Origin of the sequence: Bacillus sp. AY2-1, assembly GCF_008368965.1 — a bacterium.
Taxonomy (GTDB): domain Bacteria; phylum Bacillota; class Bacilli; order Bacillales; family Bacillaceae_G; genus Bacillus_A; species Bacillus_A thuringiensis_S.
This window is the reverse complement of record NZ_QPEL01000109.1, coordinates 1-15,466: the sequence shown is the minus strand read 5'-3', so window position 1 is coordinate 15,466 and position 15,466 is coordinate 1. Positions and strand designations below refer to the sequence as shown.

The following is a 15,466-nucleotide window of genomic DNA, read 5'->3' as shown; positions in this document are numbered from 1 at the left end:
CATTTATGTACTTGTAGCACTGATTCTGTATAAAATTTCATGTAACGTATTAAAAAGGAGTAAAAAGATTAATAACGAATATAAAATAACAAAAATATTTAAATTCTGCATTATACTGAAAGTTAGTTATAAGGGGGATTTTCTATGTTATATAATGATATATATTCATTTGCTCCAACTGGAAAAATAGACAATGATATTAAAGATTTTCTACTAAAATATAATAAAGAGTTTACATATAAACATTCAATTCGTGTGGCAAATGAGGCAAAAAAGATTGCAGAAAAGTTTCACGTAGATAAAGAAAAAGCAGCAATTGCAGGATATTTACATGATATTAGTGGCATTTTTCCGAACGAGGAGCGGATTGCAGTTGCTGAAGAATTTGGGGTAGAAATAGAGGAAGCAGAAAGAAAGTTTCCTATGATTATTCATCAAAAACTATCGAGAGTAATCGCAAAAGAAATATTTAAAGTAGAAGATGAAGACGTATTAGATGCAATTTGTTGTCATACTACACTGCGTAAACACCCAACAAAGATGGATTTAGTTTTATTGGTAACACACAAAATGGATTTAGTTTTATTGTTGCAGATAAAATAGAATGGGATCAAAAGAGGACACCACCATATTTAATAGAAATAAAAAAGGATTGGAAAAATCTTTGGAAAAAGCTGCTTTTGTATATATTTCATATTTGTGGGAAAGGAAAGATACATTGAAAGTTATACATCCGTGGCTAGAAGAAGCATATTGGTATTTAAAAAGAATTGTACAGTAGAAGGGACAAGGAAATGCAAATAAAAGAATATATGAATCAAACATTTCCAGGAGTTACATTAGTACCGTACTTATATTCTCAGTGGGGAAATCATTTGTATTTTGATTTTGGAAAAGATAAATATCAAATTGTAGAAGGAACCGACGATTTAAATATGGAATACTTTTCTCAGCTATATACATATAATAAATTCTTATTTGAAGACATATTTTCAAAAGAAGATGTAGTGTTTGTAGTGACAAATGTTTATAGATTTAAAAAGGAAAACACAAAAACTCCACAGAAAATAAATGTATACAATAAATATATTAAGAAAAGAGATTTAAGATTTCATATAAGACAAGAAACGTTACCGTTTCTATTTGAAGATGAAGAGGCAGATTTATCCCGCTATTTGCCGGGCAGTAAGACCCCCACCTCAAAATTCAGCGAAATTCATATAAGACAAGAAACGTTACCGTTTCTATTTGAAGATGAAGAGGCAGATTTATCCCGCTATTTGCCGGGCAGTAAGACCCCCAATTCAGCGAAAGCAAAGAAGATAGGTGGGGGGCGGGCTGCCCCTAAAAGCCCGATTGGTGAGGGCTGATAATCAGTGGGGGATGAACTGATTAAAGTTTCACATTATATTGTACATATCAATTTTCTTTAAAATGTCTTGCGGAAGATATTAAATATGAATCGCTTATACAAGCTGCTAATCATGAGGATTTCTCTGTTTTGTATCCTCGATTTGGACGGAAAAAAGAAATTTCTTATCCAGATGTATTTCTCATAAATGCAACGAAAGATATTGTCATGTTTATGTATGATGATAGAGGATGTGAAGTAATTGCGAAGAATAAAGAAATAATACGAGATTTATATAAGAAATATAAAGAATGGATTCCAGATTATGAACGAGAAAGTATAGATAACTTATTTAAATGACAATAGGGGAAGTGAAGCGTGTAATGAAACGTATTGCAATTGTATCTGCATGGGAACCAGAACTGACGTATTTGCATCAACATTATCCGAGTGAACGTGTTGAAAAAAGAGCAGCTTGGGAATTTCATTTTCATACTATCAATGAGCTGGAAATTATATCAGTTGTAACTGGTGTCGGTAAAGTAAGCTGCGCTAGTTGTGTACAATTGTTAATTAGTGAGTTTCAGCCAGATGAGTTGTTTATGACAGGAATATGCGGAAGTTTATCAAACAAAGTGAAAAACGGTCATATTGTAGTAGCACTAAACGCAATACAACACGATGTTACTGCTGCTGGCTCAGGAGAAGATGTTTTTAATTTATATAACGGTAGAACAGCACCTATTGAAACAACAAAATCACTTGTAAGAAGAATAAAAAAAATACGATTGTATGATCCGATACATTTCGGTACATTTTTATCTGGAGATCAACGTATTCGTAGTTCAGAAATGAGATATTTACTTCATACTGTATACGGAGCATTGGCAGTTGATCAAGAAGTAGCAGCTTTCGCCTATGTGTGTCAAATAAATAAAAAACCATTTTTATGTTTAAAAGCTGCTTCAGATCAAGCAAATGATAAAACGAAAGAAGAACAAAAAATCTTTAAAATGCTAGCATGCGAAAGAGCATGTGAGCATTTAATTGCTTTTTTACGTGTTTATGAGATTAATGTAGTAAATAATAGATAGTTTGTTATAAAACAAATTAATAGTAAGTTATATGTAGGGAAATGTCCGTTCATTTCAAATTAAGAGCTGAAATTTATAATAGATGGAATATATTATATGGGTACATGTTGAGGTTAATACAAGCAATTGGAGGGCAATTTTATATGATTCAATATAAAAGGTGTAGTGAAGTAAATATTGATTTAGTATATGAAGCTTTTAAAGATGGATTTTCCGATTATATTATTAAGATGGAAGTTTCAAAAGAGGGTTTTATACAACGTTTTTTTGGACCAGAAGGTAATTTGCTAGAACATTCTTTTCTTGCTTTAGACGGTGACAAATCAGTTGGCGTAATATTAGGTGGTATAAAGGATTATGAAAGTATAAAGACTATGCGCTGTGGAACATTAGCGGTTCATCCTAATTACCGCGGTATTGGTGTGAGTCAAAAATTATTTGAACTGCATAAAGAAGAGGCGATTCAACATGGATGTAAGCAACTTTTTCTCGAAGTCATTGTAGGAAACGACCGAGCGATTCATTTTTATAATAAGTTGGGCTATGAAAAAGTGTACGATCTTTCTTATTATAATTTAAATGATTTGACTAAAATAATGAATAAAGATTGTAAGGATATTGAAGTAAAACAATTAGAATTTCCAACTTTTAAAGATGAAATTCAGAAATGGTTAAACTTCCATATAAATTGGCAAAATGATGTTGATTATATCGAAAAAACAAATAATGTATTTTATGGTGCATATGTCGATAATGACTTAAAAGGCTCTCTATGTGTAAATGAACAAGGTAAAATTAGTTTTATTTTCGTAGACAAAGTTTATAGAAATATTGGTGTTGGGATGAAATTATTAGAAGTAGCAAGAGAAGAATTAAATTTATCAAGTTTATCAATTGGGTTTCCTAACAATAATTTACTGGAGGGTTTTTTAAAGAAATGTGGATTTGAAAAGAATTCTTTAGCGCAATATGAAATGTATTTATTACTCTAAAAGCGGAAGGGATTTATTCTTTTCGCTTTTTATTTTTTCTGTTAAGTTGGTAAATGCTTCGCAACTATAATTTGTAATGAGAGGAATTTGTTTATCCTTAAGTTATCTTTTTAATTGTCAATTTCATGCTAATAATTTTCTTTGTATAATATTCTAATTTTATGTAGAATAGATACGATGGGAGGGGATGAAATGAATAATGGATTAAAGTTTAAGATTTTTGAATTGCATTGTCTTGTTCAAAAGACTTATTCTGATATTAAAATAGCGTGTGATATTGCTATTTATCAAGAAAACACTTCTAAATATTTAATTTCATTAGGATTTTTAAATAAATCATATATGACTTATATAGAAGCAAAAAGATTCTATCGCGAAAATGAAGAGCTTGTAAGTGTAGAATTTGATAATTTCTTTGATATGTATGATAAATTAGAAAACGAATTAAAACAAGTTATTTCAACTGAAGATAAAAATCCTTCATTGCTACATAGCAGACTTGATCAGTTTCAACAGAAAGTTGAAAATATAAATGACCTAATAAAAGTATTGCAAAATGCTCGTTAATGAGTGCTTTTTTCTTTTTTGTATAGAAATTATGTATTAAAAACATTTTAGGGATATTACATATTAAAGAGGTGGCTTTTGTTGATTACAAAAGTCATCTTTTTATGTTAGGAATAGATTGTATACATTTTAGCAGTTTCATATAAATAATAGGAATTTATACGAGGGGAATATCATGGGAAATAAAAAAGAAATAGCTATAGTTGCATTAACAACAGGATTCGTTTTAACAAGTGTAACGCCATATGGATTAGGTCATGCAGAGGAAACTGGTCAAATGCAAGTAGAAATTCAAGAGGATTCGTTCCGTACAGGTGATCTTACACAACCATCAAAAAAGGCGCCAGAGAATGTAGTGAAAGATGCACTTAAGGAAAATACGGAGCATGCTTTGTCTCCAAAACAAGTTAGTGCAGAAACAGGAGTAGATTACAAGGTTCTTCAAAAACGTGGTTCTTATGATGGAACTACACTTGTGCGCATGCAACAAATATATGAAGGAAAAGAAGTATATGGTCACCAGTTGACTGCTCACGTAGATAAAAAAGGTATTATTAAAAGTATTTCAGGAGATAGCGCACAAAATTTAACACAAGAAGGTTTAAAGAAACCTATTAATTTATCAAAAGAAGAAGCAAAACAATATATTTATAAAAAGTACGGAAACGATACTAAATTTATTTCTGAGCCAGAAGTTAAGGCAGTTATTTTTGTTGATGAAAATCATGGACAGGCTAGCAATGCATATCAAGTTACATTTGCTGCTACAACACCAAATTATGTATCTGGAACTTATTTAGTGAATGCTCATAATGGTGAAATGTTAAAAGATATGGTACAAGAATCAAGTTTGAAAATAAGTGAAGAGTATGTTCAATCCGTTAAGGAAAATAAAACTAGCAATTTTACATCATTAACTGGAACAGGAAAAGATGATTTAGGCGTAACTCGTACATTTGGTATTTCTAAACAGACCAGTGGGAATTATGCGCTTGCTGATTACACAAGAGGACAAGGAATTGAGACATATGATGTAAATTATAGAGATATTACAAATGAAGAAAGTTATTATCCTGGTATACTAGCAACTAGCGTTTCAACAACATTTAATGATCCAAAGGCGGTAAGCGCTCATTTCTTAGCAACAAAGGTATACGATTTTTATAAAGAAAAATATAAGCGTAATAGTTTTGATAATAAAGGAAACAAAGTAGTTTCAGTTGTACATGCATGGGATTCTGGAGGAACAAATGATCCTGAAAATTGGGAAAATGCATTTAGTACTAATATTAATAACATTAGTATGCTTTTATATGGAGATCCTATGGTAAAAGCGTTCGATATAGCCGGTCATGAATTTACACATGCAGTTACATCAAGTGAATCTAACCTTGAATTTTCAGGAGAATCTGGGGCAATTAATGAGGCATTATCGGATATTATGGGAACGGCTATAGAGAAATACATAAATAATGGGGAATTTAACTGGACAATAGGAGAACAAACTGGATCGATTTTTCGTAATATGAAAAATCCAACTGCAATTAATTTTTCAGATGGACTACCGTATCCTGATGATTATAGTAAATATAATGATTTAAATGGAGAGGATTATGGAGGCGTTCATTTTAACTCAAGTATTATTAATAAAGTTGCGTATTTAATTGCACAAGGTGGTACTCATAACGGTGTAAATGTAAATGGCATTGGTGAAGATAAAATGTTTGATATTTTCTATTATGCAAATACTGATGAATTAAACATGACTTCTAATTTTTCTGAATTGAAATTGGCATGCCTTAAAGTGGCAACTAATAAATATGGAACGAACTCAATTGAAGTTCAAGCAGTCCAAAATGCTTTTGATGCTGCAAAAATTATAGAAAAAGTGAAAGAAAACGAAAAAACAGCAGAAAACCAAGCTCCAGAGTTAACTGTACCGTTTACGATTACACTACGTGTAGGAGATACGTTTGATCCAATGAGAAATGTAAAAGCTGTTGATAAAGAAGATGGTGATTTAACAAATAAAGTAAAGCATAAAGGCGATGTAAATACTTCAAAACCAGGTACATACATTGTGGAATACTTGGTTGTTGATTCTAAAGGCGGGAATGCAACGGCTATACAGACTGTAATTGTAGAGGGAAATGGAGAAATATCAGATTTAGAACCTAAATTAACAGTGCCTGTTGGAGCGATACTTCATGTAGGAGATTCATTTGTTCCAATGGCAGAAGTATTAGCTATCGATAAAGAAGACGGTGATCTCACTTCTAAAATTAAAGTTGATGGTGAAGTAGATACATCAAAAGCCGGTACTTACGTATTAACGTACACGGTTACAGATTCTAAAGGTCATGAAGTAACGGCGAAGCAAACTGTAACGGTCAAAGTTAGAGAAGAAATTAAAAATGAAAAACCAATACTAAAAGTACCTGCTACAACTTCGATTACTGAGGGTGATCAATTTGATCCGTTGATAGGAGTATCGGCTACTGACAAAGAAGACGGTGATCTTACTTCTAAAGTAGCGTATAAAGGAACTATAGATACAACTAAAGCTGGTATTTATGAAATAATATATAGTGTCAGAGATTCCGTGGGTAATGAGGTAAATACAATACAAAAAGTATTAGTGAAACATAAAGAAACTAGCAAAGCAAATGGCCTTGCTAATAAGACAAATAAGAGTAATATTTCAAACAACAGTAATAGCGATAAAAAAGAATATACATATAAGGAGCTTCCAAAGACGGGTGTAAGTACAAATAACAACAGTGCAGAAATCGGCATATTGATGATTATTTCGAGTACAGTACTTACTTTGGTTCGCAAATTTAGAAAGATGCAAAAATAATAGTAGGGATTATTCGTTTGAAGAAAAGAGTTCATTATCCAGAAGAAATAAAGTAGAAAGTAAGTAAAACAAAATATGGATTTTTTACTTAATAAGATTTTAGTAGTTAAGCGGTGCATTTGGCTTCTATAAAAATTTGTAGTTGGATTATGTTCTGTCTACAAAACTACATTACATAAAAAACACGTTATTATTCTCATTAAAATAAAAGAATAGTAACGTGTTTTTTGGTTTGGAAAAAGCATAAATTCTATAGTTCATGAATCTGGGAGTGCTTCTAATCTGCCATTGATGAGTTACTGAAAACATTTTGTTTTAATGGAAGTTTCATTCTAAATGACAACATGAGAATTTCGATATTTACCAGGTGTTTCATTTGTGAATTTTTTGAAAATTTTAGTGAAATAACTTTGGTCGCTAAAATTAAGCGAAGCGCATATGTCTGATAAGGGATAGGTGGTGAAAGTTAATAATTTCTTTGCTTCTTCGATTCGTTCACGTTGAATGTACTCAATTAATGAAATACCGACTTCTTTTTTAAATAATATAGATAAATAATCTGAATTTACATTTGCAAATTTAGCAAGTTGTTTAACAGATATTGGATTGTAAATATTTTTTAAAATATAGTTTTTGCAAATAGCAATAGTCTGTGAATATTGCTGTGTTTTTTGTGCCTTTACACGGTCTGCAAAGGTACAAAAAGCATTTTTTAATAAATCCCAAACAGATTCTTTATCTTTTAAATCTTCTGTTCTTTGAATGTGTAAATCATAAATTTTGTAAGCAATCCCAGATGGAAGTCCCCCTTTTATCGCATATCTAGTAGCGAGCGTGATGGATGAAATACAAATGTTTTTATGACGTCTTAATTGATGGAATGAAGATAAAGATGAAAGAGTCTCTTGTTGGAATTCGTAATAATATTTGAGTACGGTTTCTTTATCCCCGTTTTCTATAGATCTAAGTAGTTGCTGCTCTATATATAAATTATGATAAATGGATTCGTCTTTTTGCATTGAAATATATACATCTTCGTTTAAGATTCTGCTATGACTTATATGAAGTGAGTCACTATTATTTGAAAAGGTGCTTACATCTGAATTTTTTGTATAGAGAATGTTATAGAACAATATTGCTATATTTATAAAGAATTTTTGATCTTTGACTGACAATGAAAAATAATGGTCTCTTGTTCTTTTATAATTCGGAATAAAATTAAGGTTACTATCCGCTTTACTTGTAGAAAAGTTTACATGTGCCAAGGGCCCGATAATAACAGTACCGTTTACCATATAATCGCTCTTTATGTGAATTAAAATGAAGTGCCCTAGATGTTCGTGAGTTCTGAAGATGGGGGAATTATATGTATCATTTCTCTGAAAAAGCACATGTAACTGTTCTATTTTTGATGTATACAACGAGTGTGAATCATTTTTTGATGTAAATTCTAAAAGAATATTTTTGTTACAATCTAAAAAACAAACTGGAATTTCAAAAGATTGGAAAAACATATTGCAAATGTACTCTATCTCAACTAGACTGAGCTTTTTAGTCATATTCTTCCTCCTTACAGTTATGCGTAATAGTTAAATAAACATATATTCCTTTTTTCATAAGTAGAAACGGAAAACCTTTATTAATAAAAAATATAAATAAAAGTTATAAACTTCTAAGAATAATACCATAATTTAACATGAATAGCACATATTATTTGAATATACAGGTAATAGTTTTGGACAGTAGCGTAAAAATATGAATCGTCACACTTATTTGTTGGTTATTACTTATATGTATCAAAAAAGGATTAAGGTTGGATTTTAAATAGGGATAGGAAGGGAGAAATGAATGGATTGACAGTAAGTGATTAGTGGAAATTAGCAGTGAAAGCTATTATGTAACAATGTAATAAGTCTTGAAGTAGAGATATAAATGTAATTCAGGGGAGAAAATTACATATATCATGCGGAGAGACAACGTAATAATAGAAGATAAGAAAAGTGAATAAGTGATTGTAAACAATGGATTGTTGGACGACTATGTTTTATGTTATTCGTTTAAATCTGATACTTGGCACACTATTGCTTGTAAGAAGGTAATAGTAATAAAGAGATTTTTAAAATGATTTTTAAAATGATAGAAGTAGTAAAGGGGATAAGAGAAATGAAAAAAATATTTAGTGTGCTTTTAGTGTTTTTCTTAACATTTTCTACATGGTCTAGTGTATTAATAAAGGCAGACTCACCATCCAAAGGTACTTTAACGATTCATAAGTATGAGCAAGAAAAAGGTGGAGCGCAGGGACTAGAAGGTGACGGTTCTGCAAATCAAGAGGTGCCAAAAGATGCGAAACCATTAAAAGGTGTAACGTTTGAAGTGAAAAGGGTTGCTTCTTTTGAAAAAATTTCAAACGATGGGAAAATCATAAAAGAAAACGTGCAACCTGTAAGGGGAGCTACTCCAAATCAAGTAGTAACAGATGATAACGGACAAGCTGTATTAAAAGATCTTCCGCTAGGACGTTATGAGGTGAAAGAAGTGGCAGGACCTCCACATGTTAATCTAAATCCAAATACGTATACAGTGGATATTCCATTAACGAATAAAGAGGGTAAGGTGCTAAACTATGATGTTCATATGTATCCAAAAAATGAGATTAAACGTGGTGCAGTGGATTTAATAAAAACTGGTGTAAATGAAAAAACATTAGCAGATGCAGTATTCTCTTTATTTAAAAAAGATGGTACAGAAGTGAAAAAAGAGTTAGTAACAGATGCTAATGGTCATATTCGCGTGCAAGGATTGGAGTATGGTGAATACTATTTCCAAGAAACAAAAGCTCCGAAAGGCTACGTAATAGATCCAACTAAACGTGAGTTTTTTGTTAAGAATTCCGGAACAATTAATGAAGATGGAACTATTACTTCTGGTACAGTAGTTAAATTAGAAGTGAAAAACTATGAAGAACCAACTATTGATAAAAAGATTAACGGTAAATTGCAAGTGTTACCAATAAATCCGTTAACTAATTATAATTATGATATTAAAACATTAATTCCAGAAGACATTAAGGAATACAAAAAATATGTGGTAACAGATACTTTGGACAATCGTTTAGTGTTTCAAGGAAAGCCAATCGTAAAAATTGATGGAGCAGAAGTAAATGCAAGCATTGTAGAGGTAGCTATAGAAGGTCAAAAAGTAACAGCTACAGTAAAAGATTTCACAAAATTAGATGGTAAAAAAGAATTTCATTTGCAAATTAAATCTCAAGTAAAAGAAGGAGTACCATCTGGTTCGGAAATTTTAAATACAGCAAAAATTGATTTTACAAATAAAAATGATGTAATTGGAGAAAAGGAATCTAAACCTGTAATTGTTGTTCCAACAACTGGAATAATTGAGTTAACAAAAATTGATGGTGCTAATAAGAATAAATTAAAAGGTGCAGAGTTTGTACTTAAAGATAAAAACGGAAAAATAGTTGTTGTAGCAGGAAAAGAAGTAACAGGTGTATCAGATGAAAATGGTGTTATTAAATGGTCTAACATTCCATATGGAGACTATCAAATTTTTGAAACGAAAGCACCAACATATACAAAAGAAGATGGTACAAAAGCTTCTTATCAATTATTAAAAGACCCCATTGATGTAAAGATTAGCGAAAATAATCAAACGGTTAAATTGACGATTGAAAATAATAAAAGTGGATGGATTCTTCCGGTAACGGGTGGCATAGGAACGACTCTTTTTACTGTAATAGGCCTTACGTTAATGGTTACAGCGGCATTTGTTTTCTTTAGAAAAAAGTTTGCTAATAATTAAGATTTTAGGAACATGTAACTATGGGAAAAGGGGAGAAGCAAAATGCTTCCCTCTTTTCGATATTTAAGCATATACAGAGGTGGAGATATGAAACGAAATCTTGTTTTGGGAGGTATTTTTTTATTTGGATTAGGAGTTTTTTTATATCCTACTATTAGTAATTGGTTGGCGACTCGTGCACATTATTCTGAGATTAGCTCTTACGATAAGAAAATCAAAGCGCTACAAAAGAAAGAAGTCGAACGTAGGGAAAAAGAAGCAGCCGAATATAATAAACAAGTTCACACTTTCACGAAAACATTTACTGATCCATTTTCTGAAAAAAAAAGTAATCATCAAGCATATGCTGATGCGTTAAATTTAGGAGATGTAATGGGGTATATTGAAATATCGAAAATTAATATAAAACTGCCAATCTATCAAGGGACATCTGAGGAAGTATTGAGCCGCGGGATAGGTCATTTAGATTTTTCTTCGCTCCCGATAGGTGGAGAAAATACGCACACTATTTTAACAGGGCATCGTGGTTTACCATCAGCAAAATTATTTACAGATTTAGATAAGTTGAGCGAAGGAGATCTTTTTTATATTCATTCTTTAGACAAAGTTCTTGCTTATAAAGTAGATCAAATTAAAGTAGTGTTACCACACGAAACGGACGATCTACAAATTGTAGAAAATAAAGATTATACAACTTTAATTACGTGTACGCCTTATGGAGTAAACATCAATAGATTGCTAGTTCGAGGTGTGCGTGTGGAGTTAAACGAGAAAGAAAAACAAAAAGTGAGTACAGAGATATTTATATTTAATAAGTGGACTGTAATAGTTCCAATCCTATTGTTATGTGTGTTTCTAGTCGCAATTTATAAGAAAAGGTTAACTCGATAGAATGTATTTATTTATCCTGCATTAATAGGCAGTGGGACAAGTATATAGGGGATGAAGTAAATCCTCATTGATAAACATGTCATTATATTCGACTATAGAAAAAATATGGTAAAGGTGGGAACAAAGGAATTGAGGCTACGATTAAAGCTGGTAAGTATTCATTTTATTGTTTTGTTAATATTAAGTGTAAGTTTTGTCGTATATGTACCACAAGAAGCATATGGATCCACGACAAACTTAGAAGGTCTAGGTGATATATCGCGTTATAATGCTGTTGTCTTTGGTAACCATAAAGCAATAGGTGGCGACATTGAAGGAGCAATCGCAGTTCAAGGTGATATGGATGCATCGGGGTATACGATTGTAGGTGCTGCTGCGGGAACATCTAATATAGTAGGTGGAAAATGGGTTGATGAGGGATATCCATCCTTGTTATTGTCTGGGAAATTTAAGAAATCAAGAGAAGAATCTTTTATCATTCAATACGGAATAGTCGTAATGACAAAAGAGAGTGATCCAGATCGCATCATACAATCTTCTTATAATCGTATCGTCTATAAAGAAAAACTAGAAATTGACGCGAGATTTAATGAATTTCGCAATATAGTGAACCAAGTCAGTAAAAATGCAGGTCAATATAAAACGAATACCCCAATTCCAAATATGAGTCATGGAATCGGAAAAGATATAAACAATCCTAATATTTATGTTTCATCAGAATTGACAGGGAAAATCAATTTAGATATAAGAGATGTATTTTTACCGAGTGCTAAGGACAAAGATTTTATTATTATGTATTCGGATGCAACAGAGGTTACATTTAAAAATGGGTCTATTCTATATGACACGGACAATATTGGAAGGGCTACAGATATAGTTCCTACATCACAACCATATTCTCCTAATTCCCCGTTTACTGAACTATACGGGAAAGTGATTTGGGTTTTTCCAAATGCGAAAAAAATTACAACAGAAGGATATGGTGTTGTTGGAAGTGTGATTGCTCCCAATGCTGTATTAGAAACAAAAGGCGGTTCGATTAATGGACAAGTATTTGTAGGTGCGGTACAACAAACTGGTGGATTTGAATTTCACAATTTCAAATTTAACTGGCAACATTGGAACAAGCCTAGTACAGGAAAAGTAAAAATAAAAAAGTTGATAGTAATAATGATAATAAAAAATTGGTGGGAGCAAAGTTTAAAATTGAAGATTCAAAAGGAAAAATAGTTGGAGAACTAGTAACAAATGAAGAAGGAGAAGCGATATCAAAAGACTTACCAATAGGAAACTATACCCTTGTAGAAATAGAAGCACCAAAAGACTATGAATTATTAAAAGATGATATAACTGTAAAAATAGAAAAAGATGTAGTAGTAGAAATTAAAATAGGAAATAAGAAATTGCCCGATCCAATGGGGAAAATGAAGTTAGTGAAAGTAGACATAAGTGATAAAAATAAAAAGCTAGCAGGGGCAAAGTTTCATATAGAAGATTCAAAAGGAAAAATAGTTGGAGAACTAGTAACAAATGAAGAAGGAGAAGTAATATCAAAAGACTTACCAATAGGAAACTATACCTTGGTGGAAGTAGAAGCACCTAAAGGTTACGAATTATTAAAAGATAAAATAGCTGTAAAAGTAGAAAAAGATGCAGTAGTAGAAATTAAAATAGGAAATAAGAAATTGCCCGATCCAATGGGGAAAATGAAGCTTTTGAAAGTAGACATAAGTGATAAAAATAAAAAACTAGCAGGGGCAAAGTTTCATATAGAAGATTCAAAAGGAAAAGTAGTTGGAGAGTTAATAACAGATGAAAAAGGAGAAATGATATCAAAGGACTTACCAATAGGAAACTATACCTTAGTGGAAGTAGAAGCGCCTAAAGGTTATGAATTATTAAAAGATAAAGTAGCTGTAAAAATAGAAAAAGACACAGTAATAGAAATTAAAATAGGAAATAAGAAATTGCCCGATCCGACTGGGCAATTTGAAATTGAGAAAGTTGATGATAGGGATAGTGAATTAAAACTAAAAGGTGCTATATTCCAAGTCTTAGATAAAGAAGGGAAAGAAGTTAGTAGATTAACAACGGATGAAAAAGGAAAGGTGATTTCCAAGCAATTAGCAATTGGAAAGTATACAATTAAAGAAATAAAAGCACCAAATGGATACATGTTACTTAGAGATCCAATAGAAATAGAAATTACAGAAGCGGTAAGGGTACAAAAAATAACAGTGAAAAATATGAAAAATAATTGGGTGATCCCTAATACTGGTGGGAGCGGAACAATAATTTTTTACGTGATTGGTATTATGCTAATGTTTGGTGTGCTATATTTCTGTAAGAAAAATCGTATATTATGAACTAATTTTATAGAGTTAGACAGATCGTTGCGTCAGAGAGTTTTTAGGGCATGAGTTCGGTATTGTACTGGACTCATGTTACTAAATTTGTTGAAGGAGGAAGGATAATAGTAAACATAGAATATATTAATGAATTAAAATGTTTAAGAGGTGAACATGGTGGCAATAAAACAAGACAAAATTAAAGTAGTTGTCGGGGCTGGAGTGTTTAATAATAATCCGGGTTGGATTCAAACGCAAGAAGATGAACTTAACTTACTAGATAAAGCTACGTGGAAAGAAAGATTTGAATACAACTCTATTTCAGCTATTTTAGCTGAGCATGTATGGGAACACCTTACTTTTGAAGAAGGTGTAAGAGCAGCTGAAATTTGTTATGAATTTTTAAAACCATCTGGTCATATTCGGTGCGGAGTCCCTGATGCATTCTTTTAGGATGAGGCGTATCAAAATATAGTTCAAATAGGGGGCCCCGGTCCGAAAGATCATCCAGCAGCAAGTCATAAAATCGTTCATAATTATAAAACATTAACGAAAATGTTTGAAACTGCTGGATTCGAGGTAGTTTTACTTGAATATTGTGATGAAAATGGTCGGTTTTATTACAACGAATGGGATGCAAACGACGGTGTTATTTTCCGTTCGAAAAGGTATGATTCTAGAAATAAAGGCGATAAACTTGGTTTTCCATCGCTAATTGTCGATGCGATTAAGCGCTAATCTTGAACAAAAACAGGAGTTAATCCTATGATTTCAAAAGTCGCAAATGCGGCTTTTTTATTTGTACATAAATCTATATTTAATTTTCAATACTATATAACTCGATTTAGAAAATATTTAAGTTTTTCTCAGCACCATTCACTTTAAATTAACACTTCGTTGACATAAATATTTATTTTATATTTATATTCGTGTAAAATGAAATGAGAACATATATTCTATATAAGGAGGCAATTAAAATGACAGCTGAAATTTGGAAACTAACTGATGGATATATTGTAATATTTGAACGCGAATTTCCATATACGATAGAGGAAGTTTGGTCTGTATTAACAGAAAACAGTAAGCTGAAAAAATGGATGTCCAATTTACAGATTGAAAGCCTTAAAACTGGTGGAATAATAAAGTTCGACATGATGGACGGTTCATTCATAAACATTGATATTTTAGAGTGTCAACTAAACTCAGTACTTGAATTTACTTGGGATAAAGACCGTGTCCGATTTGAAATACATAAAGAGGAAAATGGTACTCTTTTACTTCTTAAAGAGTACATTCATGAATTAACAGATCATACACCGAGAGATATAGCTGGTTGGCATATTTGTTTAAATCTTTTTTCTTCCGTTTTAGAAGGAGAAGAGAAAGAATTTTCTAAAGATGAATGGCAACAATGGTTTGAAATATACAAGGATAAGATTCATGAAGTGAGAGTGTAATTGTATAATAGGTAATATTCATTATGTAATTATTATATTGTAAAAATGCTTTTGTGAATAAATAAGAATAGAGGTTAATAT

Annotated in this window: 8 protein-coding genes and 5 pseudogenes; 12 read left to right on the top strand and 1 reads right to left on the bottom strand. The window is 31.5% G+C overall.

Annotated features, from left to right (window positions below):
• Positions 1 to 144 precede the first annotated feature (144 nt).
• From yqeK to DN403_RS23155, 7 genes and pseudogenes are all read left to right on the top strand, one after another.
• Positions 145 to 781 (top strand): annotated as a pseudogene (gene yqeK, locus DN403_RS23185) (bis(5'-nucleosyl)-tetraphosphatase (symmetrical) YqeK).
• Positions 782 to 794: 13 nt separating this feature from the next.
• Positions 795 to 1,166, top strand: a pseudogene (locus DN403_RS23180) (DUF3885 domain-containing protein); the annotation flags it as partial.
• A gap of 239 nt (positions 1,167 to 1,405) precedes the next feature.
• A pseudogene (locus tag DN403_RS23175) lies at positions 1,406 to 1,711 on the top strand (DUF3885 domain-containing protein); the annotation flags it as partial.
• The gene (locus tag DN403_RS23170) at positions 1,708 to 2,445 is read left to right on the top strand and encodes a phosphorylase family protein (protein ID WP_002082744.1); all 738 of its coding nucleotides are present in this window, start codon (positions 1,708 to 1,710) and stop codon (positions 2,443 to 2,445) included. The pseudogene DN403_RS23175 and the gene DN403_RS23170, both read left to right, overlap by 4 nt.
• Before the next feature lie 143 nt (positions 2,446 to 2,588).
• Positions 2,589 to 3,437, top strand: a complete 849-nt coding sequence (locus DN403_RS23165) for a GNAT family N-acetyltransferase (protein ID WP_016077664.1) — start codon at positions 2,589 to 2,591, stop codon at positions 3,435 to 3,437.
• 192 nt (positions 3,438 to 3,629) lie between these two features.
• On the top strand, positions 3,630 to 4,004 hold the full coding sequence (locus DN403_RS23160) for a hypothetical protein (protein ID WP_001059022.1): 375 nt from the start codon (positions 3,630 to 3,632) through the stop codon (positions 4,002 to 4,004).
• Between the two features lie 175 nt (positions 4,005 to 4,179).
• Positions 4,180 to 6,864 carry a M4 family metallopeptidase gene (locus DN403_RS23155; protein ID WP_106082186.1) on the top strand — a complete coding sequence of 895 codons (2,685 nt, stop codon included), beginning with the start codon at positions 4,180 to 4,182 and terminating at the stop codon, positions 6,862 to 6,864.
• Positions 6,865 to 7,196: 332 nt separating this feature from the next.
• Here the strand turns inward: DN403_RS23155 and DN403_RS23150 are convergent, their stop codons facing one another.
• On the bottom strand, positions 7,197 to 8,423 hold the full coding sequence (locus DN403_RS23150) for a helix-turn-helix domain-containing protein (RefSeq protein ID WP_149185781.1): 1,227 nt from the start codon (positions 8,421 to 8,423) through the stop codon (positions 7,197 to 7,199).
• Between the two features lie 604 nt (positions 8,424 to 9,027).
• Between DN403_RS23150 and DN403_RS23145 the strand changes: the two genes are divergently transcribed.
• The 5 genes and pseudogenes from DN403_RS23145 to DN403_RS23125 all read left to right on the top strand — a co-directional run bounded on the left by DN403_RS23145 (position 9,028) and on the right by DN403_RS23125 (position 15,385).
• Positions 9,028 to 10,689 (top strand): SpaA isopeptide-forming pilin-related protein, encoded by a 1,662-nt coding sequence (locus DN403_RS23145; protein ID WP_179958946.1) that lies wholly within the window; start codon positions 9,028 to 9,030, stop codon positions 10,687 to 10,689.
• A gap of 87 nt (positions 10,690 to 10,776) precedes the next feature.
• Positions 10,777 to 11,580 carry a class C sortase gene (locus DN403_RS23140; protein ID WP_179958945.1) on the top strand — a complete coding sequence of 268 codons (804 nt, stop codon included), beginning with the start codon at positions 10,777 to 10,779 and terminating at the stop codon, positions 11,578 to 11,580.
• 129 nt (positions 11,581 to 11,709) lie between these two features.
• Positions 11,710 to 13,946 (top strand): annotated as a pseudogene (locus tag DN403_RS23135) (MSCRAMM family protein).
• A gap of 156 nt (positions 13,947 to 14,102) precedes the next feature.
• Positions 14,103 to 14,666 (top strand): annotated as a pseudogene (locus tag DN403_RS23130) (class I SAM-dependent methyltransferase).
• Positions 14,667 to 14,905: 239 nt separating this feature from the next.
• On the top strand, positions 14,906 to 15,385 hold the full coding sequence (locus DN403_RS23125; RefSeq protein WP_149185779.1) for an SRPBCC family protein: 480 nt from the start codon (positions 14,906 to 14,908) through the stop codon (positions 15,383 to 15,385).
• Positions 15,386 to 15,466 lie beyond the last annotated feature (81 nt).

Bases quoted from the DNA above. Each gene is read 5' to 3' on its own strand.
- DN403_RS23140 (WP_179958945.1), top strand. From the start codon at position 10,777: ATGAAACGAAATCTTGTTTTGGGAGGTATTTTTTTATTTGGATTAGGA.
- DN403_RS23160 (WP_001059022.1), top strand. From the start codon at position 3,630: ATGAATAATGGATTAAAGTTTAAGATTTTTGAATTGCATTGTCTTGTT.
- DN403_RS23155 (WP_106082186.1), top strand. From the start codon at position 4,180: ATGGGAAATAAAAAAGAAATAGCTATAGTTGCATTAACAACAGGATTC.
- DN403_RS23125 (WP_149185779.1), top strand. From the start codon at position 14,906: ATGACAGCTGAAATTTGGAAACTAACTGATGGATATATTGTAATATTT.
- DN403_RS23165 (WP_016077664.1), top strand. From the start codon at position 2,589: ATGATTCAATATAAAAGGTGTAGTGAAGTAAATATTGATTTAGTATAT.
- DN403_RS23150 (WP_149185781.1), bottom strand. From the start codon at position 8,423: ATGACTAAAAAGCTCAGTCTAGTTGAGATAGAGTACATTTGCAATATG.
- DN403_RS23170 (WP_002082744.1), top strand. From the start codon at position 1,708: ATGACAATAGGGGAAGTGAAGCGTGTAATGAAACGTATTGCAATTGTA.
- DN403_RS23145 (WP_179958946.1), top strand. From the start codon at position 9,028: ATGAAAAAAATATTTAGTGTGCTTTTAGTGTTTTTCTTAACATTTTCT.